Source organism: Glutamicibacter creatinolyticus (genome assembly GCF_006094275.1).
Classification (GTDB): Bacteria; Actinomycetota; Actinomycetes; order Actinomycetales; family Micrococcaceae; genus Glutamicibacter; species Glutamicibacter creatinolyticus.
On sequence record NZ_CP034412.1, the window covers coordinates 2,043,066 to 2,069,273 of the forward strand.

Annotated in this window: 22 protein-coding genes; 12 read left to right on the plus strand and 10 right to left on the minus strand. The window is 65.4% G+C overall.

What is annotated here, in order from left to right:
• Nucleotides 1–113: 113 nt before the first annotated feature.
• The 3 genes from GcLGCM259_RS09355 to GcLGCM259_RS09365 form a co-directional block, all read right to left on the minus strand.
• Nucleotides 114–1,217 (minus strand): DUF4192 family protein, encoded by a 1,104-nt coding sequence (locus GcLGCM259_RS09355; protein ID WP_138926452.1) that lies wholly within the window; start codon nucleotides 1,215–1,217, stop codon nucleotides 114–116.
• Nucleotides 1,218–1,301: 84 nt separating this feature from the next.
• On the minus strand, nucleotides 1,302–2,570 hold the full coding sequence (locus GcLGCM259_RS09360) for an MFS transporter (RefSeq protein WP_138926453.1): 1,269 nt from the start codon (nucleotides 2,568–2,570) through the stop codon (nucleotides 1,302–1,304).
• The gene (locus tag GcLGCM259_RS09365; RefSeq protein ID WP_138926454.1) at nucleotides 2,567–3,619 is read right to left on the minus strand and encodes a proteasome assembly chaperone family protein; all 1,053 of its coding nucleotides are present in this window, start codon (nucleotides 3,617–3,619) and stop codon (nucleotides 2,567–2,569) included. Before GcLGCM259_RS09365 ends, GcLGCM259_RS09360 begins: the two co-directional genes overlap by 4 nt.
• 339 nt (nucleotides 3,620–3,958) lie before the next feature.
• On the opposite strand from GcLGCM259_RS09365, the gene GcLGCM259_RS09370 reads away from it, so the two are divergent.
• From GcLGCM259_RS09370 to GcLGCM259_RS09385, 4 genes are all read left to right on the plus strand, one after another.
• Complete coding sequence (locus GcLGCM259_RS09370) at nucleotides 3,959–5,470, plus strand: leucyl aminopeptidase (protein WP_138926455.1); 1,512 nt, start codon at nucleotides 3,959–3,961, stop codon at nucleotides 5,468–5,470.
• Between the two features lie 264 nt (nucleotides 5,471–5,734).
• Entirely contained in the window at nucleotides 5,735–7,114 is a 1,380-nt protein-coding gene (gene lpdA / locus GcLGCM259_RS09375) for a dihydrolipoyl dehydrogenase (RefSeq protein ID WP_138178017.1), read from the plus strand.
• Between the two features lie 162 nt (nucleotides 7,115–7,276).
• Complete coding sequence (gene sucB / locus GcLGCM259_RS09380) at nucleotides 7,277–9,055, plus strand: 2-oxoglutarate dehydrogenase, E2 component, dihydrolipoamide succinyltransferase (protein WP_138926456.1); 1,779 nt, start codon at nucleotides 7,277–7,279, stop codon at nucleotides 9,053–9,055.
• A gap of 106 nt (nucleotides 9,056–9,161) precedes the next feature.
• A complete protein-coding gene (locus GcLGCM259_RS09385) occupies nucleotides 9,162–9,512 on the plus strand; it encodes a hypothetical protein (RefSeq protein ID WP_054820889.1) in 351 nt (116 codons plus the stop codon).
• Here GcLGCM259_RS09385 and GcLGCM259_RS09390 read toward each other — a convergent pair.
• The gene (locus tag GcLGCM259_RS09390) at nucleotides 9,509–11,065 is read right to left on the minus strand and encodes a serine/threonine-protein kinase (protein WP_175419380.1); all 1,557 of its coding nucleotides are present in this window, start codon (nucleotides 11,063–11,065) and stop codon (nucleotides 9,509–9,511) included. The two genes, GcLGCM259_RS09385 and GcLGCM259_RS09390, sit on opposite strands and share 4 nt — an antisense overlap.
• Nucleotides 11,066–11,231: 166 nt before the next feature.
• Between GcLGCM259_RS09390 and lipB the strand changes: the two genes are divergently transcribed.
• The 3 genes from lipB (at nucleotide 11,232) to GcLGCM259_RS09405 (ending at nucleotide 13,814) form a co-directional block, all read left to right on the plus strand.
• Nucleotides 11,232–11,897, plus strand: coding sequence for a lipoyl(octanoyl) transferase LipB (gene lipB, locus GcLGCM259_RS09395; protein WP_138178025.1), 666 nt, complete (start codon nucleotides 11,232–11,234; stop codon nucleotides 11,895–11,897).
• Nucleotides 11,898–11,930: 33 nt separating this feature from the next.
• Nucleotides 11,931–12,932 carry a lipoyl synthase gene (gene lipA, locus GcLGCM259_RS09400; RefSeq protein ID WP_138178027.1) on the plus strand — a complete coding sequence of 334 codons (1,002 nt, stop codon included), beginning with the start codon at nucleotides 11,931–11,933 and terminating at the stop codon, nucleotides 12,930–12,932.
• Between the two features lie 120 nt (nucleotides 12,933–13,052).
• Nucleotides 13,053–13,814 carry a DUF4191 domain-containing protein gene (locus tag GcLGCM259_RS09405; RefSeq protein WP_054820886.1) on the plus strand — a complete coding sequence of 254 codons (762 nt, stop codon included), beginning with the start codon at nucleotides 13,053–13,055 and terminating at the stop codon, nucleotides 13,812–13,814.
• A gap of 109 nt (nucleotides 13,815–13,923) precedes the next feature.
• Here GcLGCM259_RS09405 and GcLGCM259_RS09410 read toward each other — a convergent pair whose 3' ends face one another.
• A complete protein-coding gene (locus tag GcLGCM259_RS09410) occupies nucleotides 13,924–14,361 on the minus strand; it encodes an RDD family protein (RefSeq protein WP_054820885.1) in 438 nt (145 codons plus the stop codon).
• A gap of 227 nt (nucleotides 14,362–14,588) precedes the next feature.
• Between GcLGCM259_RS09410 and glnA (GcLGCM259_RS09415) the strand changes: the two genes are divergently transcribed.
• A complete protein-coding gene (gene glnA, locus GcLGCM259_RS09415) occupies nucleotides 14,589–16,013 on the plus strand; it encodes a type I glutamate--ammonia ligase (RefSeq protein ID WP_138178029.1) in 1,425 nt (474 codons plus the stop codon).
• 154 nt (nucleotides 16,014–16,167) lie between these two features.
• Entirely contained in the window at nucleotides 16,168–16,533 is a 366-nt protein-coding gene (locus GcLGCM259_RS09420; RefSeq protein WP_138926458.1) for a hypothetical protein, read from the plus strand.
• 6 nt (nucleotides 16,534–16,539) lie between these two features.
• Here the strand turns inward: GcLGCM259_RS09420 and GcLGCM259_RS09425 are convergent, their stop codons facing one another.
• The gene (locus tag GcLGCM259_RS09425) at nucleotides 16,540–19,563 is read right to left on the minus strand and encodes a bifunctional [glutamine synthetase] adenylyltransferase/[glutamine synthetase]-adenylyl-L-tyrosine phosphorylase (protein ID WP_138926459.1); all 3,024 of its coding nucleotides are present in this window, start codon (nucleotides 19,561–19,563) and stop codon (nucleotides 16,540–16,542) included.
• Nucleotides 19,564–19,600: 37 nt separating this feature from the next.
• Nucleotides 19,601–20,941, minus strand: a complete 1,341-nt coding sequence (glnA, locus tag GcLGCM259_RS09430) for a type I glutamate--ammonia ligase (RefSeq protein ID WP_138178035.1) — start codon at nucleotides 20,939–20,941, stop codon at nucleotides 19,601–19,603.
• Between the two features lie 155 nt (nucleotides 20,942–21,096).
• Between glnA (GcLGCM259_RS09430) and panB the strand changes: the two genes are divergently transcribed.
• Nucleotides 21,097–21,933 carry a 3-methyl-2-oxobutanoate hydroxymethyltransferase gene (gene panB / locus GcLGCM259_RS09435; protein WP_138926460.1) on the plus strand — a complete coding sequence of 279 codons (837 nt, stop codon included), beginning with the start codon at nucleotides 21,097–21,099 and terminating at the stop codon, nucleotides 21,931–21,933.
• A gap of 73 nt (nucleotides 21,934–22,006) precedes the next feature.
• Here panB and GcLGCM259_RS09440 read toward each other — a convergent pair whose 3' ends face one another.
• Nucleotides 22,007–22,183: an SPOR domain-containing protein gene (locus GcLGCM259_RS09440; protein WP_138926461.1), complete on the minus strand. Its 177-nt coding sequence runs from the start codon at nucleotides 22,181–22,183 to the stop codon at nucleotides 22,007–22,009.
• Nucleotides 22,184–22,405: 222 nt separating this feature from the next.
• Here GcLGCM259_RS09440 and map point away from each other — a divergent pair, with 222 nt between their 5' ends.
• The gene (map, locus tag GcLGCM259_RS09445) at nucleotides 22,406–23,281 is read left to right on the plus strand and encodes a type I methionyl aminopeptidase (RefSeq protein ID WP_138926462.1); all 876 of its coding nucleotides are present in this window, start codon (nucleotides 22,406–22,408) and stop codon (nucleotides 23,279–23,281) included.
• A 46-nt stretch (nucleotides 23,282–23,327) separates the two neighbouring features.
• A complete protein-coding gene (gene ppgK / locus GcLGCM259_RS09450) occupies nucleotides 23,328–24,116 on the plus strand; it encodes a polyphosphate--glucose phosphotransferase (protein WP_138926463.1) in 789 nt (262 codons plus the stop codon).
• 112 nt (nucleotides 24,117–24,228) lie between these two features.
• Here the strand turns inward: ppgK and nrdR are convergent, their stop codons facing one another.
• Together nrdR and hisD are read right to left on the minus strand one after the other, a co-directional pair.
• Nucleotides 24,229–24,717, minus strand: a complete 489-nt coding sequence (nrdR, locus tag GcLGCM259_RS09455; protein WP_054821459.1) for a transcriptional regulator NrdR — start codon at nucleotides 24,715–24,717, stop codon at nucleotides 24,229–24,231.
• Between the two features lie 85 nt (nucleotides 24,718–24,802).
• Nucleotides 24,803–26,155, minus strand: coding sequence for a histidinol dehydrogenase (hisD, locus tag GcLGCM259_RS09460; protein WP_138926464.1), 1,353 nt, complete (start codon nucleotides 26,153–26,155; stop codon nucleotides 24,803–24,805).
• Nucleotides 26,156–26,208: the final 53 nt, after the last annotated feature.

Genomic DNA, 26,208 nt, shown 5'->3' on the forward strand with positions numbered 1-26,208 from the left:
CCCGCTGTGAAAAGACGGAACGCAAAAGAACAATCGGACCTAACCGGGTCTGTTGTCCCATTATCCACGAATAACCACGCAGGCACCACTTGGCGCGGCCGGATTTCGCGCTCCTAATGGAAACTTGAACGCCAGGCACGTTGGGGATCAGTGGCCCACTCCGGCATGATTCCGCGGTAAAGCAGTTGCTGCAGCAACTGCGCAAGACGGTATTCAGGGTCACTATCCAAGGCGGTCCGCAAGAGCGCCATGGACATGCTTCCCCTGCCTTTGGCCCATTCAATCCACGCCAGGATGCACAGCAGCGCCGAACGCTGTCCGGCTCGCGCCACCCCCAATAGGTCTCGGCAGATGAACCACAGGTTCTCCAGCCGTTTCCACTCCGGAGTGTTCGCCCCACCGCCCAACAGAAAATCGGCCAGTTCCTGGGCGCGTTCCTCAGTCTCGCGCAGCGCCAGTTCACGCACCGCCGTGCGCGCCGCGACCGCACCCACACCAGCGAGGTAGGGCAGGATGTCGCGCACGAGCCGGATTTCCAAGCCAGAGAGCAGCCGTGCCGCGACCAATGGTTCGGAGCGCATGGTTGCCTCGGACTGGTAGGCGTCTGTTTCCAGCAGTGCAGCCCAGGTATCCAGGCAGTCGTACATGTCGCCGTCGAGCGAATCGGCGAGGCTGCGGATCGTTCCGGCGTTCTCCCATTCCGGGACGCCCTCCCCGTCCCAGGGCTCGTGCAGTGGGGCGGAACCGGCCAGGACCATTCTGAGGTAAGTGTCGCTGAGTTCCGGGCAGGCCGGGTTCTCGCGCTGTTCTGGCACCGCCCCGTTGTAATTCCACACCATGCCCCGGTTGACAAACCACGCCTGATGCAGTGGCGTACGGCGCGCATCGAAGCTCTCGCTGAGCTCGGCAAGCAATTGGTGATAGGGCAGTTCCCGCCCGGCAGGTGGCGGGTCGTTGGAGTACAGGACGCACAGTGCTCCGGTCAGCTGCGGCAGCTTTCCCACCAACTTGCAGACCTGCTCCACCCACGGCCGTCGCTCCCCCGCGCTGTCGTGTTTTGGCAGATCAACGCGCAGGGTCGCTTCCAGCTTCTTGTCGACCATCAGCAACAGCACGGCCGAATCGGAGGGATGAAACCCCAGCGCGTGGGGCACGTAGGCAAGGATGTCTTCGGCGCGCTCCAGGGAGAGCGGCTCTTGTTCCGGTGTAGTAGTCATGACCCGACAGTGGGCCAAGACCGAGGTGCCCACGGAATCGGGGACCCCGAGTGTGGACAACTCGGGCCGCAGCCACCAGGGAAGCTAATGGCCGGGATTTTGCTGGCGGCGCGCCTTCTTGCGTGCCAGGAGCATCCCGCTGATGCCCACGGCCACGAACACGAACTGGACGCACAAGGCCAGCTTGAACGCGCCCAGGTTGTACAGTTCCCGTTCACCGCCGGCCAGCTGGAACTGGAAGTCCAGCAGCATGCCGACCAGGTACATGCAGATGAAGGCCCCGGAGAATCCTCCGACGTTGACCAGGCCCGTGGCTGTTCCCATCACGTGCGGCGGGTTGAAGGTGCGGGCAAAGTCGAAGCCGATCACCGACGCCGGACCGCCAGCGGCGATGCTGATCATCAGGACGATCAGCACCCACAGCGGCGCCCGTCCGGGCCACAGCAGCACCACGGCCCACATCACCGTCATCCCCAGCACGATGGTCAGGGCGATCAGCGACCGGCGGGTCGGATAGCGGGCGGTGAGGGCCCCCAGGATCGGGGCAAGGACAATCGCGACGACAACGAAGATCGACAACAGGCTGGAGGCCAGTGCTCCGGAGACCCCCTGGCCTTCGACGAGGAAGGGGAAACCCCAGGTAAGCATGAATACGTTGACCATGAACGCGGTGCTGAAGTGGGTCCAGAACCCCAGCCGGGTGCCCGGTTGCCGCCACGCCGCCGCCAGCCGCGCCCGGGTGCTCAGCGGGTCCTCTGCCCCGGTGCCACGCCATTCGTGCCCATTGTGCACAAAGGTGATGACCAGCAGCAGGGACACGAAGGCGATGACGGCAAGCATCGCAAATGCCGGGGTCCACCCGACGTGGATGAGCATCGCGTGGAACGGGAAGAGGCTGATCAGCTGGCCCAGCTGCCCTACCGTGCCGGTGATCTGGGTGAGCATCGGGATGCGGGACCCGGAGAACCACATGGGCAGCAGCCGCAGCACCGAGACGAAGACCATGGCATCTCCGGCACCGACCAGCACACGCCCAACCAAGCCCTGGGGCACGTTGTTCGCAAAGGCCAAGAATGCCTGGCCCAGGGTCATCAGGATCGCCCCGCCGACAATCATCCGGCGCGGGCCGACCTTGTCCAGGATCAGCCCGACCGGCACCTGGCCGGCCGCGTACACCAGCAGCTGGACGACCGAGAAGGTCGCCAGGATCGAGGCGGAGGCGTTAAAGCGTTCCGTGGCCTCCAGCCCGGCCACGCCGAAGCTGGTGCGCTGGGCGACCGCCGAGAGGTAGGCCAGCAGCGCCACCGTGTAGACGATCCAAGATTTTTTTGAATTCAGCTGGTCATGGCTCAAGGGGTCGGGTCACCGGAACCATCGGCCGAACCTTCGGGGCCGTGCGGGTCATCGTCCGAATCGGCGCTCTCATCGGCGTCGGTGTGCGTGGCGTCCTCGTCACGGTCCTCGGGCAGGGGGCCGGTTTCGGCCAACCAGGCATCCAGGTCCTCGATCCCGGCCAGGAAGGATTCGGCGCGGGCAGCGATCTGCTCGGCGTCGGGAAGCTCATGGTCCTCATCAAGCAGCAGCGACCGCGGCTGGTGCTCCTGGGCGTGGGCGTCAAAGCGCTTCTCAAACCCGGCCACCATCTGGCGCACTTCGGTGTTCGCGTCGATCTGTTCGGCCAGCTGTCCTTCGATCAGCCGGCCGGCTTCACGCAGGCTGTCGGTGGGCAGGGCCAGTTTCAGGGCCGCCCCCACAAATTCCAGGGCGGCCACGGCCACCGGTGGGTATTCGGCCTCGGCCAGGTAGTGCGGGGTGTGCAGCGAGTAGCCGACCACGTCGCGCCCGGCCTCGGCCAGGCGGATCTCCAGCAGGTCAGTGAAGGCGGCCGGCAGTTCGGCGGTCGGCGACCAGGTGGAAATCTGTTCGATCAGGTCCTTGCGGTTGCCGTGGGCGGTCACACCCACCGGACGGGTGTGCGGGACCGGCATCGGCAGCGAACTGGTGGAGACCACCGGGCCGATGTTAAAGGCCTCGATCAGCGCCAGCAGCTGGGAGCTGAGCTCTTCCCATTTCAGGTCCGGCTCAACGCCGGTGAGGAACCAGAAGTCCCGGTCCATGCCATCGGTCATCAGGTACAGCTCGATGACCGGCTCCTGGTAGGCGGCGAAGTGGTCCCCCAGGTAGGTCACTCGGGGCCGCTGGGCGGAGTAGCACACCAGCTGATCGGCGTCGAAACGGGCCACCAGCTCGCCGGCCAGCTGCCCAAACAGCTCGTTGTGCACCTGGACGTGGGCGTTGCCCGCGTCGCTGGCCCCCTTGAGGGAAATGTACATTCCCAGCCCCTGCAGGCAGGGGTCATCGAGGTCTTCGGCCATCATCTTCATCAACGACGAACTGGTCATTCCACCCCGATCCGAGATCAGCCGCCGGATCATCCCGGCGGATCACTACTTGTCCTACCCGTTGGGCCAACGGCACCGTCGTGCACGCCATGCACGCCTGCCTGCCACCCAACGATTCTTAGCAGAACCCGGGCCCCGGGTCATACTCCAACGTCACATTCTATCTCTTCGGGGCAACAGCCACTGTGAACTGGGGCACGCGCGGGGTGTACCTCGGCTAACATCTACTAGTGGGACACGGTGCAGATGCCGCATGCCGCCACCCGCGGCGCCCGCTCCGCCCGGTCCCCTACCCTTACAGATCCTCAAACCCTACAAAGGCTTAGAAGGAATGATTTCGTGATCAACTCCAGCGATCTCAAGCTGACCGCAATCGGAACCGACATCAAGCGCAAGAACGCCGACGCACTGGTGCTAGGCATCTACAAGAGCGATGAGAAGGTTCACATCGCCGAATCGGTGCTTGACCCCCAGACCACCGCAGAACTGGAAAAGTCCCTGGCCGACATGGGCGTCGCCGCCAAGGCCGATGAGCTGACCCGGCTGCCGGCGGTGGAGGCCTCCAAGGCCAAGTATGTGGCCTTCATTGGCCTGGGAGTTGATTCGCTGCAGGAGCTGACCGACGAGAAGCTGCGCCGCGCCGCCGGTTCGGCCGCCCGCCAGCTGGGCAGCGTGAAGAGCGCCCTGTTCGCACTGCCCGCCGCCACCGTGGCGCGCGCCGCCGCAGTGGCCGAGGGCATCGCCCTGGGCAGCTACCGCTTCGAGAACTTCCGCTCGGAAAAGAACGAGAAGCCGGTGCTCAGCGACGCGATCGTGGTCACCGCCGCCTCCGCGGACAAGCAGCTGCCGGCGGCGCTGAAGCGCGCAGCGGTGCTGGGCCGCGCCGTGCGCGCCACCCGCGACCTGATCAACACCCCGGCCAACGCGCTGTACCCCGAATCCTTCGCCAACGCGGTCAAGGACTACGCCAAGTCGCTGCCGCTGAAGGTCACCGTGTACGACGAGAAGCGCCTGGCCAAGGACGGCTTCGGCGGGCTGATGGGCGTCGGCGGCGGCTCCGAGCGGGCCCCGCGCCTGGTCAAGGTCGAATACTCCCCAGCCAAGGCGAGCAAGCACCTGGCCCTGGTGGGCAAGGGCATCACCTTTGACACCGGCGGCATCTCGCTGAAGCCGGCCGCTGGCATGCACGCCATGAAGTCGGACATGTCCGGCGCGGCGGCCATGTTCCAGACCGTGGCCGGTGTGGCCGAGCTCGGCCTGGACCTGAAGGTCACCGCCTGGCTCTGCCTGGCCGAGAACATGCCCGGCGGGCGTTCGACCCGCCCGGGTGATGTCATCACCATCTACGGCGGCAAGACCGTGGAGGTGCTGAACACCGACGCCGAGGGCCGCCTGGTGCTGGCCGACGGGCTGGTCGCCGCCAGCGAGGAGAAGCCGGACGCGATCATTGACATCGCCACGCTCACCGGCGCCCAGATGCTCGCCCTGGGCCTGCGCACCGCGGGGGTCATGGGCGATGAGGCGCTGCGCGACGAGCTGGTGTCCGCCTCCGATGAGGTCGGTGAGCTGGCCTGGCCGATGCCGCTGCCCGAGGATCTGCGCGCCTCAATCGATTCGCAGGTCGCCGACCTGGCCAACATTGGTGAACGCATGGGCGGGATGATGACCGCGGCCGTGTTCCTGCGCGAGTTCGTGGGCAAGGTCGATGAGACCCCGATCCCCTGGGCCCACATCGACTTCGCCGGCCCGGCCTTCAACGAGGCCAGCGCCTGGGGCTACACCCCGAAGAACGGCACCGGTTCACAGGTGCGCACGCTCATCGGATTCGCGGAGCGCTTCGCCACCCGTTAAACGGGATTGATGAGTCACGAAATACACCCCGGTGCGGGAGGCGTCACAGCTTCCCACACCGGGTTTCGTGCAAAAATATAGGGGAAACTGACTTTTCGCTGTCACGAGGTGACTGATGGCGGTTCACCGGACTAAGGTAAGTTTTGAAACATCACGGCACGCCGCCCTCCACCCTCCACCGGGAGGTGTTGTGCGCAGCGTGTCCCACCCGATCCCCGGTCGGCCAGAAGTCGACCAGATTAGCTATTACGAGGGAGCGTTCACGTGGCCGAATCGGCAGCAACGCAAGAATTCGATGTCCTCATCCTCGGTGGCGGTTCCGCTGGATACTCGGTCGCCCTGCGCGCCGTCCAGCTGGGCCTCACCGTTGGCCTGATCGAGAAGGGAAAGCTCGGCGGCACCTGCCTGCACACCGGCTGCATCCCGACCAAGGCCTACCTGCACTCGGCGGAGCTGGCCGACAACGCACGCGAAAGCGCCAAGTACGGCATCAACACCACCCTTGACTCCATTGACCTGGGTGCGGTGCGCAGCTACAAGGACGGCATTGTGGCCGGCAAGTTCAAGGGCCTGAGCGGTCTGCTGAAGATGAAGAAGATCAACGTCATCGAAGGCGAAGGCCGCCTGGTCTCCCAGGACACCATCGAGGTCAACGGCAACCGCTACAAGGGCAAGAACATCGTCTTGGCCACCGGTTCGACCTCCAAGACCTTCGGCCTGGAAATCGGCGGACGCGTGCTGACCAGCACCGAGGCGCTGAACATGGACACCATGCCCAAGAGCGCCATCGTGCTCGGCGGCGGCGTGATCGGCGTCGAGTTCGCCAGCGTGTGGAAGTCCTTCGGCGTGGACGTGACCATCGTGGAGGGCCTGCCTTCCCTGGTCCCGAACGAGGACCCGGCCATCATCAAGGTGCTGGAGCGCTCCTTCAAAAAGCGCGGCATCAAGTTCAACACCGGCGTCTTCTTCGAAAAGGTCGAGCAGGACGAGAACGGCGTGAAGGTCTCGCTGGCCGACGGCAAGACCCTGGAAGCCGACATCGTGCTGGTGGCCGTGGGACGCGGCCCGGTCACCGAGGGCTTCGGCTTCGAGGAACAGGGCATCACCATCGACCGCGGCTTCGTGATCACCGATGAGCGCCTGCACACCGGCGTGGGCAACATCTACGCCGTGGGCGACATCGTCCCCGGCCTGCAGCTGGCCCACCGCGGCTACCAGCAGGGCATCTTCGTTGCCGAGGAGATCGGCGGCCTGAAGCCGACCATCATCGAAGACATCAACATCCCGAAGGTCACCTACTGCGAGCCGGAAATCGCCTCGGTGGGCTACACCGAGCCGAAGGCCAAGGAGAAGTTCGGCGCCGATCAGGTCGAGACCACCGAGTACAACCTGGCCGGCAACGGCAAGTCCTCGATTCTGGGCACCAGCGGCATCATCAAGATGGTGCGCGTGAAGAACGGCCCGATCGTGGGCGTGCACGGCGTCGGCAGCCGCATTGGCGAGCAGATCGGCGAGGCTCAGCTGATCGTGAACTGGGAAGCCTACCCGGAGGATGTGGCCCAGCTGGTCCACGCCCACCCGACCCAGAACGAGGCCCTGGGCGAGACCGCCATGGCCCTGGCCGGCAAGCCGCTGCACGGCTAGTTGCCCGTCATGAAGCAGCGTGTCCGCAACGGCACGCTGCTTCGTCCGCTAGGCTCGGAGGCAACGCCTCCATCAACCACGTGGGCTCGCGGGCCGCTTGAGGCAAGCCGGCACCGCGGACCAACCTAATAGCTTTTAAATTTTCAGAGGAGATACGGGAAGATGTCTGAAACCGTAAACCTGCCCGCATTGGGTGAGAGCGTTACCGAAGGCACGGTGACCCGTTGGCTCAAGCAGGTCGGCGATCGTGTCGAGGTCGACGAGCCATTGGTGGAAGTTTCCACCGACAAGGTCGACACCGAGGTGCCCTCCCCGGTTGCCGGCGTGATCGAGGAAATCCTGGTGGCCGAGGACGAGGAAGCCGAAGTCGGCGCGCCGCTGGTGCGCATTGGCGACGGCTCGGGCGCAGGCTCGGATTCCGGTTCCGATCAGCAGCAGGCCGAGGAACCGGCCGCTGAGGAGCCGGCGCAGGAAGAGTCCGCACCGCAGCAGGAATCGGCCCCGGCCGCCGAGCAGTCCACCGAGTCGGCTCCGGCCGCTTCGGGTGACGCCTCGGGCACCGAGGTCACCCTGCCGGCCCTGGGCGAATCGGTCACCGAAGGCACCGTCACCCGCTGGCTGAAGCAGGTCGGCGACGACGTGGAGGTTGACGAGCCGCTGCTGGAGGTCTCCACCGACAAGGTCGACACCGAGGTCCCCTCCCCCGTGGCCGGCAAGCTGCTGGAAATCCGCGTGAACGAGGACGAGGAAGCCGAAGTGGGCGCCGTACTGGCCGTCATCGGCTCCGGCTCGGCCGCACCGGCCGCCAAGGAAGAGGCTCCGGCCCCGGCCCCGGCGGAGAAGAAGGAAGAAGCCCCGGCCCCGGCCGAGAAGAAGCAGGAAGAGGCTCCGGCCGCTCCGGCTGCTCCGAAGCAGGAAGAGGCTCCCGCAGCTCCGGCCCCGGCCGAGAAGAAGCAGGAAGCTCCCGCTGCCGCCCCGGCTCCGGCCGCCGGCGGTTCCGAGGGCGCCGGCTACGTCACCCCGCTGGTGCGTCGCCTGGCCAACCAGAACGACATTGACCTGAGCACCGTGACCGGTACCGGTGTCGGTGGCCGCATCCGCAAGCAGGATGTGCTGGACGCGGTGGAGGCCAAGAAGGCCGCCGCCCAGTCCGCTCCGGCCGCTGCCGCGCCGTCGGCTCCGGCGGCCAAGGCCGCTCCGGCCGTCGAGGCCTCCTCGCTGCGTGGCACCACCGTCAAGGCTCCGCGCATCCGCCAGGTCATTGCCCGCCGCATGCGCGAGTCGCTGGATGTCTCCACCCAGCTGACCCAGGTCCACGAGATCGACATGACCCGCGTGGTCAACCTGCGGGCCAAGGCCAAGGCCGGGTTCAAGGCCACCAACGGCGTGAACCTGACCTACCTGCCGTTCATCGCCAAGGCCGTCGCCGAGGGCCTGAAGCAGCACCCGACGCTGAACGCCGAGTACGACGAGCAGAGCCAGCAGATCACCTACCACAATGCCGAGCACCTGGCATTCGCGGTGGACACCGATCGCGGCCTGCTGGTTCCGGTCGTGGCCAACGCCGGTGACCTGAACCTGGCCGGCCTGGCCTCGAAGATCGCCGATGTCGCCGAGCGCACCCGCAGCAACAAGATCGGTCCCGATGAGCTGGCCGGTGGAACCTTCTCCATCACCAACATCGGTTCGGTCGGCGCGCTGTTCGACACCCCGATCATCAACCAGCCGCAGGTTGCCATCCTGGGCACCGGCGCGATCGTCAAGCGCCCGATGGTCATCACCGACGCCGAGGGCAACGACTCGATTGCCGTGCGCCACATGATGTACCTGTGCCTGACCTACGATCACCGCCTGGTGGACGGCGCCGACGCCGGTCGCTTCCTGCAGACCGTCAAGGCCCGCCTGGAGGGTGGCGCATTCGAAGGTGATCTTGGCCTCTAGGCCCTGATCAGCCCGGCTTGCCGAAGGCCCGCTGACACGCGGCACCGCGTGTTCCAGCGGGCCTTCGGCATTTCTACAATTTGTCGAAGCAGACTATTCTTGAAGCATGACTTTCCTGTTTAACGTTCTGGTAATGCTCCATATCCTGGGTGCTGCGGCCATCTTCGGCGGCTGGCTGGCCAACTTCAAGACCCCTACCGTCAACCTGTGGCAGTGGATCGGCGCACTGACCCAGTTGATCACCGGCCTGGCCCTGGTCGGCGTCATTGAAATGCAAGACGGCACCGTCAACCACATGAAGATCGGCATCAAGCTGGTCATCTCCATCGCCATCGTGGTGACCGCGTTCCTGGGCCGCAAGAAGGTCAAGGCCGGCGAGGAGGTTTCCACCGGCATCGCGCATGCCACCGGCGGCCTGGCCCTGGTGAACATCCTGATCGCCACCCTCTGGAACTAGTCCTCGACAGGTCCGGTTTCATACCCGCTCATGGGATCGCCGTTCGCGGCGGTCCCATTTGTCGTCTCCCGGGCAAGAATCCGCGAGATGAGCCACTGCCCGGTATGCTGGCGCAGTTCGAAGCGGACTCGCTCGGCCCGGGCCTGCTGGGCACGGTGAACATCTTCTTCGCTCGACAGGCTTCGATAGGCGTACGGGTCAAGCACACTATGCGCCTCCAGGACTACGGTGTCCGGGAAGCTTCGCGCCACGACTTCGATCCCGCTCAGTCGGGTTCGTATCCCGGTGACCCCCAGGTCCATATCCTTCAATTCCTGCAGGACCCGGGCATCTTCACCCAGTTGTTTAGCTTCCGGCACATAGAGCTTGGAGAGCGCCTGATAGTCGCCCGAGTTGAATGCCCGGTCCCGCGCGTGGGTCAGTTTCAATAAGGCTGCCCCGACGGCGTCCGGTGACTGAGCGCAGGGCGGCAACTGGGCATCGGACTGAATGGAGCAGGTTCGGGAAGCATCCACTGGTGCCTGCTCGCCGTTGGCGGCGGTGGCATCGGTTTGCGTCTGCCAGTGATTCACCCCCAGCCCGGCAATGACGACCATGAACAAACCGAGCAATGCCGCGGCGATCAGCCGTCGACCACCGGGCGTGGGTTTCAGGGCGTGCCGGTCCTCGAAGCGTCGGGCTTGTTCCTGGGTGACTTCGGGCCGTTCCGGAACCAATCGTTGCCGACGCTCCGGCCGGGAACGCATGGCCCGGCGTCGGCCGCGGGGTGCTGGCGGATGAATGGTCGCCATCAGGTGTGATGCCTGGGCGGGAACCGATTCAGTCCAGTTCAGTGGTTCGGCCTGCCCGCTGGCGTACAGGCTGCGGGCGAATTGGTCGGCACTGGGACGCGCGGTCGGTTCCGGGTGCAGCGCATCCAGCAGCAGGTCCAGCACGGTTTCCGGCAGATCCTCAAACACCAGCGTCACCGGCGCACGCAGCGCCGGAGGGTCGGGGACCTTGGCGCTGAGCAGGTACCACAGGCAGGCCCCGAGCGCGTAGACATCCCGCGCCTCGCCGTTAGCTACCGCATCGGGCGCTGTTGCCGGTGAGTCCCCTGCTTCCGGCGCGATGAACCCTGGGGTGCCAGCCCTGTGATTATTTTCGCCCAGCAGGTTCACTTCTTGGAAGTCACAAAGCTTGGGCATCCCCTCGGCGGAGAGCAGGATGTTGTTCGGGGACACGTCCCCGTGCGCCAGCCCCTGGGAGTGCAGGCGCGCCACCGACTGGGCGACCGGAGCCAATGCGGTAATCACCTCCCCCAGCGGCAGTGGGCCGCGGGCAGCGACCATTTGGCCCAAGCTGCCCCCGGGACAGTATTCCACCAGCAGCGCCGGCCCCCGGTTGGTCATCACCGTGTCATGAACCTTGATGGTGTGCTGATCGTTGGGCCCGTCGGTCCACTGCCGGATCGTGGCCAGCGTTTCAGTCTGACAGGCCAACTTCATGACCAGGAAGCACTGGTCGGCTTCGCGCTGGACGAGCCACACCCGCGAATCTTGGGCATCGTCCAACGACCTGAGGGTCAGGTAGCCTTCACATTCGGGCCACGCGAACGGGCTGAGTTCATATTCCATGACTCAGTTGTAAAGCAAACTTGTATTACGCGTTTAAGTTATCCACATTCGTTGTTTCGTTACCAACTCGAGCCCTTTACGCATTAGGCGTAGGCTGAAGCTCATGACGATCGAATTCGAACGACTCGGTCTAGGCGAATCGCTGGTTCCCTACAGGGAAGCCTGGGACTACCAAATACGTCTCCACGACGCCGTGGCTGCCGACGAAGAAACCCCCAGAATCCTTCTGCTGGAACACGAGGCGGTCTACACCGCTGGACGCCGTACCGAAGATGAGCAGTTGCCGCAGGACGGCACCCCCGTGGTTGAGGTTGACCGCGGTGGACAGCTGACATGGCATGGACCGGGGCAGCTGATCGGGTATCCGATCGTCAAGCTCAAGAAGATCAACGCCATCCGCCTGTATGTTGAAACCCTTGAAGAAGCCTTGATGAACGTACTGGCCGAACTGGGCATCCGAACCGTCCAGATCAAGGGACGCTCCGGAGTCTGGGTTCCGGGTGACGGCGTGCAGCAGGACCGCAAGATTGCCGCCATCGGCATTCGCATCAACCATGGGGTGACCATGCACGGTTTCGCCCTGAACTGCTCCAACTCCCTGGAACCCTACGAGCAGATCATTGCCTGCGGCATTACCGATGCCGGGGTCACCTCGATCTCCCAGGAGCTGGGACGCACCGTGAACCCCGTAGATGTCGCCGACCGGGTGCAAGAAGAGCTGGATCGCCTGCTCACGCCCCAGGTTGTCACTTCCCTTCCCGTCGCTTAAGACCTTCCTACTTCCTCAGAAAGAGCAATACACATGAGTGTCGCCCCTGAAGGCCGTCGAATGCTGCGCGTCGAGCAACGCAACTCCAAGGTTCCAGTGGAACGCAAGCCGGAGTGGATCAAGGCCAAACTGAACATCGGACCGGAGTACGTCGGTCTGAAGAACCTGGTCAAGTCCGAAGGACTGCACACGGTTTGCGAAGAGGCTGGCTGCCCCAACATCTTCGAATGCTGGGAGGACCGCGAGGCTTCCTTCCTCATTGGCGGGTCGGAATGCACCCGTCGCTGCGATTTCTGCCAGATTGACACGGGCAAGCCCTCGGCGCTGGACCGCTCGGAGCCGTTCAAGGTGGCCATGAGCGTGAAGAAGATGGATCTGCGCTACGCCACCGTCACCGGCGTGGCCCGTGATGACCTGGAGGATGAGGGCGTGTGGCTGTACGCGGAAACCGTGCGCCGCATTCACCAGTTCAACGAGAACACCGGCGTGGAGCTGCTGATTCCCGACTTCTCCGGCAAGCCGGAGAACCTGGACGCGATCTGCGATTCGGCCCCGGAGGTCTACGCCCACAACGTGGAAACCGTGCCGCGCATATTCAAGCGCATCCGCCCGGCCTTCCGCTATGAACGGTCCATGGACGTCATCACGCACGGTCACAAGCGCGGGCTGATCACCAAGTCCAATCTGATCCTGGGCATGGGCGAGACCCGTGAGGAAATTTCCGAGGCCATGGCGGACCTGCATGAGGCCGGCTGCGACCTGCTGACCATCACCCAGTACCTGCGACCCACCGAACGCCACCTGCCGGTGGACCGCTGGGTCAAGCCCCAGGAATTCCTGGAGCTGCAGCAGGAAGCGGAGGAGCTCGGGTTCCTGGGGGTCATGTCCGGCCCGCTGGTGCGTTCCTCCTACCGCGCCGGACGCCTGTGGGCCGGGGCAATGCGCAAGAAGGGCCGAGAGATTCCCGAAGCGCTGGCGCACATTGAGTCCTCGGGCAACACCCGCCAGGAAGCAGCCTCCCTGGTCACCAACTAGCGTTGCTGCCCCACGAGGCGCCCTGTAACCCGAGCAAGGTCCCGATCACCACTGTGTGGTCGGGACTTTGCCGTTCCCGGATGGAACGTGGGCAGTGGACTCGGGTAGAATTGAGTCACTATGGCCAAAAACTCCGACAATGTCGCATCCAACACAGACCCGCAGCCCAAGCGTGGCCTGTTCTCGCGCAAACCAAAAGCCGATAAGCCGAATAAAGAGCCCGGTCGCCTGAAGCAAATGGGCCAGGTGTTCCAGATGACTCGCCGCAATGACCCGATGGTCGTGTGGTGGATGTTGCTGGCTGGCCTGGGTGTCGTTGCGGTGGGTCTGCTGATCGGCATCCTGCTGAACAACTGGATCACGATGCTGCTGATCTCGATCCCGTTGGGCTTGTTGGCGGCCATGTTTGTCCTCTCCCGTCGCGCCGAGAAGGCCGCGTTTACGCAGTTGGAGGGACGCCCGGGTGCTGCCGGCGCCGCGATGAGCGTATTGCGCCGCGGCTGGATCCTGAAGCAGGAGCCGGTAGCCGCCAACCGCCACCAGGACCTGGTGTTCCTGGGTGTGGGCCGCGCCGGAGTCGTGCTGGTCACCGAGGGCCCGAACGGCCGTGTTCGCGAGCTGGTCAGCTCCGAGCGCAAGCGCATCGGCCGTGTGCTGCCCAACGTTCCGATCACCGTGATCAATGCCGGCAGCGGCGAGAACCAGACCCCGTTGCCTGAGGTCAGCAAGAAGATGAAGAAGCTTCCCAAGACCTTGTCGAAGCTTGAGGTCAGTGCAGTGGATAAGCGCCTGACCACCCTGAGCGCGAATCGCCTGCCGATTCCGAAGGGGATTGACCCGAACAAGGTGCGCCCGAGCCGTCGCGCCATGCGCGGGCGGTAAACCATCGAATGAAAGCGAGCCGTGCACCCACCAGGGTGCACGGCTCGCTTTCATTTAACCGCAGTGCTTTCCTGACCGGCCGGGTCTTTGCTGCGTGGATCGGGCAGGCTTAGCGGATGCTCACCAGAACGCTGCCTCCGGCGCGGTCGTGCAAGCCCCGCTGGTCGGCGTCCGCGATCAGAGCGGGAATGACCAGGCACAGCAGCACCGAGCGCACCAGACCGGTCAGCGGCTTGATCGCGGTGCCGTCCATGGACTGGACCTGCATGCCCAGCGCCCGATGGCCGATCGAGTGGCCGGTGAATCCAACGGTGATGATCTGGCCCAGGCAGAAGAGCAGCAGGGTGGCCAAGGCGGCGGAATCAAACAGCCACCAGCTCACCAGCATTGCCAGCGCCCAATCGATGATGATCGCCCCGACACGCCGGGGGAAGCGGGCAATTGAACCGGGCCCCCGCTCGGGCCGTCCCAGTCGCTGTCCGGGCCATTGCTGGGTGTTGAGCTGAGGGGGTCCTTCCAGCCAGGAACCCAAGTCTTTTCGTTCCACTCCCCCAGTTTATCGGGGTTCACTGTGCGAACCCATTGAGTGTGCCCGGCGGCACAGGACGGGCACTGTAACAGAAGCCAAAAACCCTGCTTTGTAACGCACAAGAAACAATAGAGACACCACTGGGAAACGGATCCTCGGTATTGTAGAGGGGTAGGCAAGGGCAAGCGATCATGATTTGACCGACTTGTTTACCGTTTCAATAGACAACAGGGAGTAACCTGCACATGTTTTCCAGTCCAGAAGAAGCTTTGGCGTACATCGCCGAGGAGGACGTCAAGTTCGTCGATATTCGCTTTACCGACCTACCGGGTGTGCAGCAGCACTTCAACGTTCCTGCAAAGTCAGTGGACGCCGACTTCTTTGTCAACGGCCAGCTCTTTGACGCGTCCTCGATTCGCGGCTTCGCCGGCATCTCCGATTCGGACATGCAGCTGATCCCGGATGTGAAGACCGGCTTCCTCGATCCGTTCCGGATCGAAAAGACCCTGGCATTCAACTTCTCCATCATCAACCCGCGCACCGGTGAGCCCTACCACCGCGATCCGCGCGGCGTGGCCGAGCGCGCCGAGGCCTACCTGGAATCGACGGGCATCGCCGACACCGCGTTCTTCGCCCCGGAAGCCGAGTTCTTCATCTTTGAAGACGTCCGCTACGAATCCAGCCCGCAGGGCGCGTTCTACCAGATCGATTCGGACGAGGCCCCCTGGAACACCGGCCGCAAGGAAGAAGGCGGCAACCAGGGCTACAAGACCCCGTTCAAGGGCGGCTACTTCCCGGTCTCCCCAACCGACAAGCAGGCCGACCTGCGCGACGCGATCTGCGTTGAGCTGGATAATGTCGGGCTGGAAGTTGAGCGCAGCCACCACGAGGTGGGTGCCGCTGGCCAGGCGGAAATCAACTACAAGTTCAACACCATGGTGCACTCGGCCGATGAGCTGATGCTGTTCAAGTATGTGGTGAAAAACGTGGCCGACGCCTGGGGCAAGTCCGCCACCTTCATGCCCAAGCCGGTCTTCGGGGACAACGGTTCGGGCATGCACGTGCACCAGTCGCTGTGGTCCAATGGGGACCCGTTGTTCTACGACGAGAAGGGCTACGCGGGCCTGTCCGACACCGCCCGCTGGTACATTGGCGGGCTGCTGAAGCACGCCTCCTCCGTGCTGGCCTTCACCAACCCGACCGTGAACTCCTACCGCCGCCTGGTCAAGGGCTACGAGGCACCGGTGAACATGGTCTACTCGCAGGGCAACCGCTCGGCCGGCATCCGCATCCCGGTCACCGGGTCGAACCCGAAGGCCAAGCGCATCGAGTTCCGCGCCCCGGATGCCTCCTCGAACCCGTACCTGGCGTTCGCGGCCCAGCTGATGGCAGGCCTGGATGGCATCAAGAACCGCATCGAGCCGGCCGAGCCGATCGACAAGGACCTCTACGAGCTGCCCCCGGAGGAAGCCAAGGACATCCAGCGCGCCCCGGAGACCCTGGAGGAGGCACTGCTGGCCCTGGAGGAGGACTACGAGTACCTGCTCGAAGGCGGAGTGTTCACCGAGGATCTGATCCGCACCTGGATCGAGTACAAGCGCGAGAATGAGATCCGTCCGCTCTCGCTGCGCCCGAACCCGTACGAGTTCGAGCTCTACTACGGCTGCTAGCCCAAAGACGCTGTCCTCCGCCCCTCGGATCTCGGTGAGACGAGCGTAAAATATACCGCAGGCATCGCCTGGGCCCGTGCCCGCGCGATGCCTGCGGTTTTTGGTGTACCCGTAGCCCGCCGTCGTAACGTGCCTGCCTGCTAAGGTGAGGCGGATGGATAGCACTCAGTGGATGCCGGTCACCCGTGAGGACCGCGAGGTCGTCGGCTATCTGGAACCGGTGACCGAGGATTTCGACATCGTCCAGCCGCGCAGCGTTCTAGGCCACGCCGTGGGGCCGGCGTGTGACTTCCACGCCGGTGAAGAGCTGCTGCTGGAACGCGGCATCGCCGAATTGACGGCCAATTGGCGGCTGCGCGATGCCCCACCGGGGCTGGAGGGCGACCTGGCGATCCTGGAGGTGGGCGGTAACGGGATCGTGCTTGCCGATGCCCTGCGTGCCAAGGCCCTGGTGGCCGGGGCCCGGGCCTTGGTGCAATGGCCGGACGCCACTGGCCGGCTCACCCGCGCGCAGGGTTAACCGCCCCTAGTCCTCGAAACCGTAGAAGCGCTTTTCAAAGATTGCCCTCGCCCGCCGGGTGGCTTTCAGGTAGTCGTCCTCCAGCTGGTAGCCCTGGTTCGGTTCGTAGCCGCACCAGCGTCCCACCGCCTCCATGTCCCGGGCCGAGCGCGGCAGCACGTCGCTGGAGCGCCCGGAGGTGATGATTTCGGCGCTGCGCACCTTGGTGGCCAGGGTCCATGCCATGTCCAGCGTCTTGACCTCCGATTTGGACAGGTACTTCAGTTCCGCCAAGGCCTTGAGCGCGGCGCGGGTCGTGGTGGTGCGCAGCTGCTCGTGTTCGCAGGCGTACTGCAGCTGGAAGAACTGGACCAGCCATTCCACGTCCGAAAGTGAACCGCGGCCCAGCTTCAGGTGCCGCGCCGGGTCGGCGCCGCGCGGCAGGCGTTCGGCCTCCACCCGGGCCTTGATCTTGCGGATCTCCTTGACCTCCGCCTCATCCAGTCCCCCGCCGTAGCGGATCGGGTTGATCAGCGCGATGAAGTCTTCACCCAATTGCCGGTCCCCGGCCATCGGCCGGGCGCGCAGCAGCGCCTGGCGTTCCCACACATCCGCCCAGCGGGCATAGTATTCGGCGTAGGAGTCCAGGCTGCGCACCAGGGCCCCGGTCTTTCCTTCCGGGCGCAGGTCCGCGTCGATCACCAGGCGCACCTCCGCCGGGATGGCCGGCTTGAGCGGCCGGGAGACCGCGGCGATCAGCGCGGTGACGATGCGCAGCGCCTGTTCCTGGGCCTGCTGGCCTTCCGCTCCGGGCACCGGGCGCTGGACAAACATGACGTCCGCGTCGGAGCCGTAGCCGATCTCCTGCCCGCCCTGCCGGCCCATGGCGATGACCGCCAGGTCAGTGTGCTCCCCATGTTCGGCAACATCCGCGGCGCGCAGCACCCGCAAAATGGCCTCCACGGCGACCGCGTCGATGTCCGAGAGCGCGTGGCCGACCTTGGAGACGTTCATTAGCCCGGCCGCGTCGGCCAGGGCGACGCGCAGGAATTCCTTGCGCCGGGCCACCCGCACCTGGCGGATCGCGGTGTCCGGCTGGCGGTTGCGCCGGATAATCGCGTCACTTTGCTGCTCCAGGGCGGTGCGGTCCAGCGGCTGCAGGGCGCTGTCATTGCCCAGCCAGGCTGCGGCGGTGGATTCCACGGCCAGCAGGTCGGTCAGAAAGCGGGTGTTGGACAGCAGTGCGCTTAGTCGTTCGGCGGCGGCGTTGGTGTCGCGCAGCATCCCCAGGAACCAGTGGGTCTTGCCCAGCGATTCGCTCAGCCGCCGAAAGCCCAACAGCCCGGCGTCCGGGTCCACGCCCTCGGCAAACCAGCCCAGCAGCACCGGCAGCAGCTGGCGCTGCAGCGCCGCCGAACGGGAGACGCCACTGGTCAGCGCCTCGATGTGGCGCATGGCCGCCTTCGGGTCCAGGTATCCCAGGGCGCGCAGTCGCGCCTGGGCGCTGGCCGGGGTCAGCCGCACCTCTTCGGTGGTCAGGTTCGAGCTGGTGACCAGCAGTGGGCGGTAGAAAATCAGTTCGTGCAAGGAGCGCACCAGCCGCTTGGTTTCATTCCAGCGCCGCATCAGCTGCGCGGCACTGGTCAACCGGGTGTCCCCGGCGCTGCGGATGGCCCGGGCCAGCACCCGTTGGGCGTGTTCGGTGCGCGGCATCAGATGGGTGCGGCGCAGCTGGGAGAGCTGGATGCGGTGTTCCAGCAGCCGCAGGAAGCGGTAGGCCTCATCGAAGTTCATCGCGTCGGTGCGTCCAATGAACCCCAGCTCGCTCAGCGCCTGGATGGCCAGGGTGGTGGTGGGCACCTGCAGCGCCTGTTCCACCCGTCCGTGCACCAGCTGCAGCAGCTGGACGGTGAACTCCACATCCCGCAGTCCCCCGGGGCCTAGCTTGATCTGCCACTCGACCTCGTCCTTGGCGATGTTGGCGCTGACCCGGCGGCGCATCTTCTGCACCGATTCCACGAACCCGTCGCGTTCGGAGCTGGACCAGACCATCGGGGAGACCATCCGCTCGTAGCGCTCGCCCAGTTCCCGGTCCCCGGCGATGGCCCGGGCCTTGAGCAGCGCCTGGAACTCCCAGGAATGCGCCCAGCGCTGGTAGTAGGCCTCATGGGAGGCCAGGGTGCGGGTCAGTGCCCCCTCCTTGCCTTCGGGGCGCAGGTTGGCATCCACCTCCCACAGCGGCGGTTCCCCGCCGGGCAGCATGATGGTGCGCGCGGTGCCGCTGGCCAGGGTGGTGGCGATCTCGGTGGCCTGCTGTTCTGCCAGTTCCCCCATCCCCTGGTGCACGTAGATCACGTCCACGTCGGAGATGTAGTTCAGTTCCCGGGCCCCGCACTTGCCCATGCCGATGATCGCCAGGCGCACCTGGTCGACGTGGTGTTCCCCGTATTGTTCACCGGCTTCGGCCCGGCTGACGGCGAGCGCCGCTTCCAGGGCCGCGGCGGCCAGGTCCGCCAATTCGGCGGCGACCTGAGGCAGGATGTGCTGCGGCTGGCTGGAGCCCAGGTCCCGGTAGGCCAGGTCCAGCAGGGCCAGGCGGTAGGCGGTGCGCAGGGCGCGGCGGGCCGGTTCCCCGCGCTGCCCCGCCACCCAGTGTCCCGAAGGGCTGGGGTAGGCTTCCACGGCCTGCAGCAGCTGTTCAGTCAGGGCCTGGGGCGGGCGCGGCTGGAAATGCTGTTGCGGGGTGTGGGTAATGACCTGCAGGGCCTGCGGGCAGCGGATCAGGAATTCACCCAGCGCGTCGGAGGCCCCCAGCAGCCGGATGAGGGCCTGGCAGCTGTCCGGTTCGCACAGCAGCCTGCCGGCTTGGGGGTGCTTGTCCACCAGGCGCACGGCCAGCAGCAGCGCCTGGTCCGGGTCCGGGGCGTGGGCCATGCTGCGTAGGATCAGGCCGCGGTCCAAATCGGCTAGTTCCGGCGAGTCCAGGAACTGCTTGGCCCGCGTGGTGTCCAGGAAGCCTGCGTTGATCAGTTCCCGCGAACTCGGTGTCATCTGCCTTTCTTCTTTCCCCCGTTGTGCCGGTCTGGCCCTAGAGCATGCCCAGGTAGCGGTTCAGCTCCCAGGGGGTGATTTCCTGGCGGTATTCCTCCCATTCGGCCCGCTTGTTGGCCAGGAAGGAGTTGAACACCTGCTCTCCGAGGATGTCGGCCATCAGCTCCGAGTCCTCCAGGGTGCGCAGCGCGTCGTGCAGCGAGCCGGGCAGCGGGTCATGTCCCGAGGCGCGGCGTTCGGCGGTGGACAGGCTCCACACGTCATCCTCGGTGGGGTCCTCCAGCTCGTAGCCCTCGTGGATGCCCTTCAGCCCGGCGCCCAGCAGGCACGCGTAGGCCAGGTAGGGGTTCGCGGCGGAGTCGATGCCGCGGTATTCCACCCGGGCGCTTTGGCCCTTGCCGGGCTTGTACAGTGGCACCCGCACCAGCGCGGAGCGGTTGTTGTGACCCCAGGACAGGTGGCTGGGGGCCTCGCCCCCGCCCCACAGCCGCTTGTAGGAGTTCACGAACTGGCTGGTGACCGCGGTCAGCTCCTTGGCGTGGTGCAGGATGCCGGCAATGAAGGAGCGGGCCACATCGGAGAGCTGGTATTCGCGCCCGGCCTCGAAGAAGGCGTTGGAGTCGCCTTCGAAGAGTGAAAAATGGGTGTGCATCCCACTGCCGGGGTGTTCGGCAAAGGGCTTGGGCATGAAGGTGGCGTACAGCCCCTTCTGCATGGCCATCTCCTTGATGACGGTGCGGAAGGTCATGATGTTGTCCGCCGTCTGCAGGGCATCGGCGTAGCGCAGGTCGATTTCGTTTTGCCCCGGGCCGGTCTCATGGTGGGAGAACTCCACGGAGATGCCCAGCGCCTCCAGGGTGGTCACCGACAGCCGGCGGAAGTCCTGGCCAACCCCGTCCGGGACGTGGTCGAAGTAGCCGGCGTTGTCGATCGGCACCGGGCGCCCGTGCGGTCCCAGCTCGGCGGACTGCAGCAGGTAGAACTCGATCTCCGGGTGGGTGTAGCAGGTGAAGCCGAGCTTGGAGGCCTCGTCGAGCTGGCGCTTGAGCACGTGGCGCGGGTCCGCGGTGGAGGGGGTGCCCTCCGGGGTGAGGATGTCGCAGAACATGCGGCTGGTCGGCTCCACCTCACCGCGCCAGGGCAGCAGCTGGAAGGTGGAGGGATCCGGCTGCAGCAGCATGTCCGATTCGTAGATGCGCGAGAGCCCCTCGATGGAGGAACCGTCAAAGCCCAGCCCCTCGGCGAACGCGTCCTCCACCTCGGCCGGTGCCAGTGCCACGGACTTCAGTGAACCGACCACATCGGTGAACCACAACCGCACGAATCTGACGTCGCGTTCCTCAATGGTGCGCAGTACGAATTCCTGCTGACGATCCATCTCTTACCGCCTTGCCTGTCGGGTGCGTGCGCCGGGCCTGACTCGCCGCGGCCATTTCTGCTCTGTTGCAAGACTATACGTTTTTGCACCGCGACGCCGGTGCAAGCGGCCATGCCAGCGGGCATTGCCGGGCCCAAGTGCGCTAAGGTCTTGCTATGCCTCAACCCTATCTCTCAGACCCTGCCACGCGCCCTGCACGCATCCGCATCGGGCACCTGGCCGAAGCGAAGAAACGCGGCGAGAAGTTCTCGATGCTCACCTGCTATGACCGGATGCTGGCCGAAGTGTTCGACGAGGCCGGCATCGAGATCCTGCTGGTTGGCGACTCGGCGGCGAACACGGTCCTGGGCTACGACTCGACCCTGCGCATCAGCATGGATGAGATGATCACCTTCTCCAAGGCGGTGGTCAACGGCGCCAGGCGGGCGCTGGTCGTGGCCGACCTGCCCTTTGGCAGCTACGAGCAGTCCCCCGCCCAGGCGGTGGAATCGGCGGTCAGGCTGATGAAGGAAGCCGGGGTGCACGCGGTGAAGATGGAGGGCGACGCCCGCCATGCCGGGCACGTGCACGCCATGGTCGGAGCCGGGGTGCCGGTGATCGCTCACATCGGCTTCACCCCGCAGTCCGAGCACGCCTTGGGCGGCTACCGGGTGCAGGGCCGCGGGGACGCGGCCGATGCGCTGCTTGAGGACGCGGTGGCGCTGCAGGATGCTGGCGCCTTTGCGGTGCTGCTGGAGATGGTGCCCAGCCCGGCCGCCGCGAAGGTGGAGGCGGCGCTGCGCGTGCCCACGATCGGCATCGGCGCCGGGAACTCGACCACCGGGCAGGTGCTGGTGTGGCAGGACATGCTGGGCCTGGGCTCCGGGCGCACCCCGCGTTTCGTGAAGCAGTATGCGAACCTGCGTGAAATCGTTTCCGGGGCGGTGGGCCAGTACCACCGGGATGTGGCCGATGGCAGCTTCCCCAGCGCGCAGTACGAATTCGACAAGTAGCCACAAAACCTACCCGGCGCGTCCGGAACCGGCAGCGGCCGCCCCCTGAGGCGGCCGCTGCCGGTTTTAACGGCTATTCGTCCTCTTCGTCTTCCGCGTCCCAGGCCTCATTGCGCGCCTGGACCTTGGCCATCGCGTTGCGGGCCTCGTCCTCCGTGGCATAGGGACCCAGCAGTTTCGTCCAATCGGACTGCGGGCCTTTTTCGATGCCCCCGGTTTCCACGTTGTACCAGTACTGGCCTTCGCTCATGGTCTCTTCCTTCCTTGTTGCCCGCTCTTGGCGCAGCGGCGCGCCCATCACCCCCCTTTGGTGGCGTGGAACAGTCACCGCTCTCACCGCCAGCCTAGTGCCCGGTCGGGTTGCTGTCATTGAACCTTGAAGCGCGCCCCAGCGGGTGTGGCACCGTTCCCAGCCCGACGGGTGTGCCGCAGCAGGCAGATTCTGCCGGGGCGCCATGGCTAGAATAAAAATATGACTACTGCCGCAACAGCCCCCATTGGAAACCTCACTCCAGGCGTCGTCGGCCCACAACTGAAGGTGCCGGCGGATATCGCCCGCCCCGAATACGTGGGCAAGCCGGAGCCGACCTCGCACCGCCACCCGGACGTCAACACCCCGGAGATGATTGAGCGGATCCGTGTCGCTTCGAGGATTGCGGCGCAGGCGCTGGCCGAGGTGGGCAAGGCCTGCCAGCCGGGGGTGACCACGGCGGAACTGGACCGGATCGGGCACGAGTACATGATCGATCATGGCGCCTACCCCTCCACCCTGGGCTACCGGGGCTTCCCGAAGTCGGTGTGCACCTCGATCAACGAGGTCATCTGCCACGGCATCCCGGATGACACCGTGCTGCGGGACGGGGACATCATCAACATCGACGTGACCGCCTACATTGATGGCGTGCATGGCGACAACAACGCCACCTTCCTGGTGGGAGACGTGGATGAGGAATCACGCCTGCTGGTGGAGCGCACCGAGAACTCGTTGAAGCGCGCCATCAAGGCGGTCATGCCGGGGCGCGAAATCAACGTCATCGGGCGCACCATTTCGGCCTACGCCAAGCGCTTTGGCTACGGCGTGGTGCGTGACTTCACCGGCCATGGGGTCGGCCCGGCGTTCCATACCGGGCTGATCATTCCGCATTATGACGCGGCCCCGGCTTACAACCAGCTGATTGAACCGGGTATGGTTTTTACCATTGAGCCGATGCTGACACTCGGAACGATCGAGTGGGACATGTGGGCCGATGGGTGGACTGTCACGACGAAGGACAAGAAGCGAACCGCCCAGTTTGAGCACACGCTGCTGGTCACCGACAATGGCGCCGAAATTCTGACCTTGCCGTAGCTGAGGTTTATTTTCCTTCCGTGTTTTAAAGGCTGAAAGGAGCCTCATGGTTCAGCAACGCGCCTCACAGCAGGAGCGCCTCGGGTTCGGCATCGACGTTGGCGGTACCGGAATGAAGGGCGGCATCGTTGATTTGACCACCGGGAAACTGGTGGGCAAGCGTTTCCGGATGCCCACGCCGAAGCCTTCACTGCCCGAGGCTGTCGCCGAGGTGGCCGCCGCGATTTACTCCGAGCTGCGCAGCCGGGAGGGCGCGCCGTTGGATGATGCTCCGCTGGGGATCGCGGTGCCGTGCATTGTGCACCATGGGGTGGCGCGTTCCGCGGCAAACGTGGACAAGTCCTTTATCGGCACCGACCTGGTGCAGTTGTTCGGAAAGACGCTGGGCCGAGATGTGGTCATGCTCAACGACGCCGACGCGGCCGGACTGGCCGAGGGCGAGTACGGTGCCGGGCGGAACGTGCCCGGCAGCGTGATGACCCTGACCCTGGGTACCGGGATCGGTTCGGCATTGCTGTTCAACGGACAGCTGGTGCCGAACTTCGAGCTGGGCCACCTGGAGTTCAATGGGGCCGAGGCCGAGGCCACCACGAGCGCCGCGGCACGCGAACGCGAGGAGCTGCCCTGGGACCAGTACGCCCAGCGTCTGAGCGCCTTCCTGCGCCACCTGGAGTTCCTGTTCTCCCCGGAGCTGTTCATCCTTGGCGGGGGGATCTCCAAGAACCCGGAGCGGTTCGTGCCGATGATCGACATCGACACCGAGCTGAAGGTGGCCACCAACGCGAACAACGCCGGTATCATCGGCGCGGCCCTGCAGGCCTCGCGCATCCGCTGACCCGCAAGGAAAAGCACCGCGCACGTACCGTGGAAGACAAACAACCTCGACCAGTTACTACTGGTCGAGGTTGTTGTTGCTTAAGCCGCCTCACGGACGTCAAGCCGCGGCCCTATTCGGCGGTCAGTGGCCGCTGGTTGCCGCGCGGAAGGTCGCTGCGCTCCTCACGCAGCTTGGCGATGGCGGACTCAAAGTCGCTCAACGAGGTGAAGTCCTGGTAGACGCTGGCAAAGCGCAGGTAGGCGACCTCGTCCAGGCGCTGCAGCGGTTCCAGGATTGCCAGGCCAATCTGGTGGGCCGGGATCTCCGCGGCCCCGGACATCCGTACGGTCTCCTCCACCTCCTGGGCGAGCACGGCCAAGTCGTGGTCGGTGACCGGGCGGCCCTGGCAGGCCTTGCGCACACCGTTGATGACCTTGGTGCGGGAGAAGGGTTCAGCGGCCCCGGACTGCTTGATCACGTTCAGGCTGGTGGTTTCCAGGGTGGTGAAGCGGCGGGAGCAGGCGGTGCACTGGCGGCGCCGGCGGATCGACACCCCATCGTCGGCCACACGGCTGTCGACGACGCGGGAGTCGGGGTTGCGGCAATAGGGACAGTTCATTGCACCTCCAGGATGTTTCCGGGACACGGTCCCCCTGGCCCTCATTGCGGCCACGGTTACCCGATGTCACCTAACAGTTTATCGTCTATTTACGCTGGCGTATTTGGACTGCGTCACCATGGGCGGGCAGGTCCTCGGCGTTGGCCAGGTTGATGACGTGTTCGGCCACCTCCCCCAGCGCCGCCTGCGGATAGTCGATGACCTGAATGGCCTTCAGGAAGGTGTTCACGTTCAGGCCCGAGGCGTGCAGTGCGGTCCCGGAGGTCGGCAGTACGTGGTTGGATCCGGCGCAGTAGTCCCCGAGGCTGACCGGGGCGTAGTCCCCCACGAAGATCGCGCCAGCGGCGGTAATGCGCGAGGCGACGAATGCGCTGGATTCGGTCATGATTTCCAGGTGTTCGGCCGCGTAGGTGTTGCACACCTCGATTCCCTGCTCCACGTCGGCGACCAGGATGATCGCCGACTGGCTGCCGGAGAGGGCCACGCCGACCCGTTCGGTGTGCTTGGTGGCCGCCACCTGGCGTTCCAGGCTGGCCCGGACCGCCTGTTCCAGTTCCGCGGAGTCGGTGATGAGCACCGCGGCGGCGTTCTCGTCGTGCTCGGCCTGGGAAATCATGTCGGCGGCAACAAAGTCCGGGTTGGCACTGGCGTCGGCCAGGATCGCGATCTCGGTCGGCCCGGCTTCGGCATCGATGCCCACCACGCCCTTGACCAGACGCTTGGCGGTGGCGACAAAAACATTGCCGGGGCCGGAGATCACGTCGACCGGTTCAATGCCGCCGCGGGGATCGGCGGTGGCCGGCACCCCGTAGGCGAAGGCGGCCACGGCCTGGGCCCCGCCCATCGCGTGCACCTCGGTAATGCCCAGCAGTTTCGCGGCGGCCAGGATGGTGGGGTGGGGCAGGCCGCCGAACTCGCGCTGCGGCGGGCTGGCCAGGGCCAGTGACTGGGCACCGGCGGCCTGGGCGGGCACGGTGTTCATGATGACCGAGGACGGGTAGACGGCCAGTCCCCCGGGTACGTACAGGCCCACGCGTCGCACCGGCACCCAGCGCTGGGTGACCCGGGCTCCGTGCGGATACTCCACGACCGCGTCCTGGGGTACCTGAGCCGCGGCGAAGGCGCGGGCCCGCTCAATGGATTCCTCCAACGCCGCCCGTACCTTGGGATCCAGTTCATCCAGGGCCCGCTGCAGCTCCTCCTGCGGGACCAGGGTATGCTCCAGGCGCACCTTGTCGAACTTCTCGGACAGTTCCAGCAGCGCGGGCATCCCCTCACCGCGCACCTTGTCGATGATCTGCTGCACCGATTCGGCGGCGGTCTGCGAGTTCACCACCGGCCGTGGCAGCTGCGCCTTCAGGTCGGCGCGCTCCAGCCGGCGTGCCCGCCAGTCGATGGTGGCCAGTTGCGGGAAGGGGTTCTGAGCTGAGGAAGTCACCCGTCCAGTTTAACCGTGCCCGCGGTCGGGTGCGGCAATGGTTACCCGGCCCG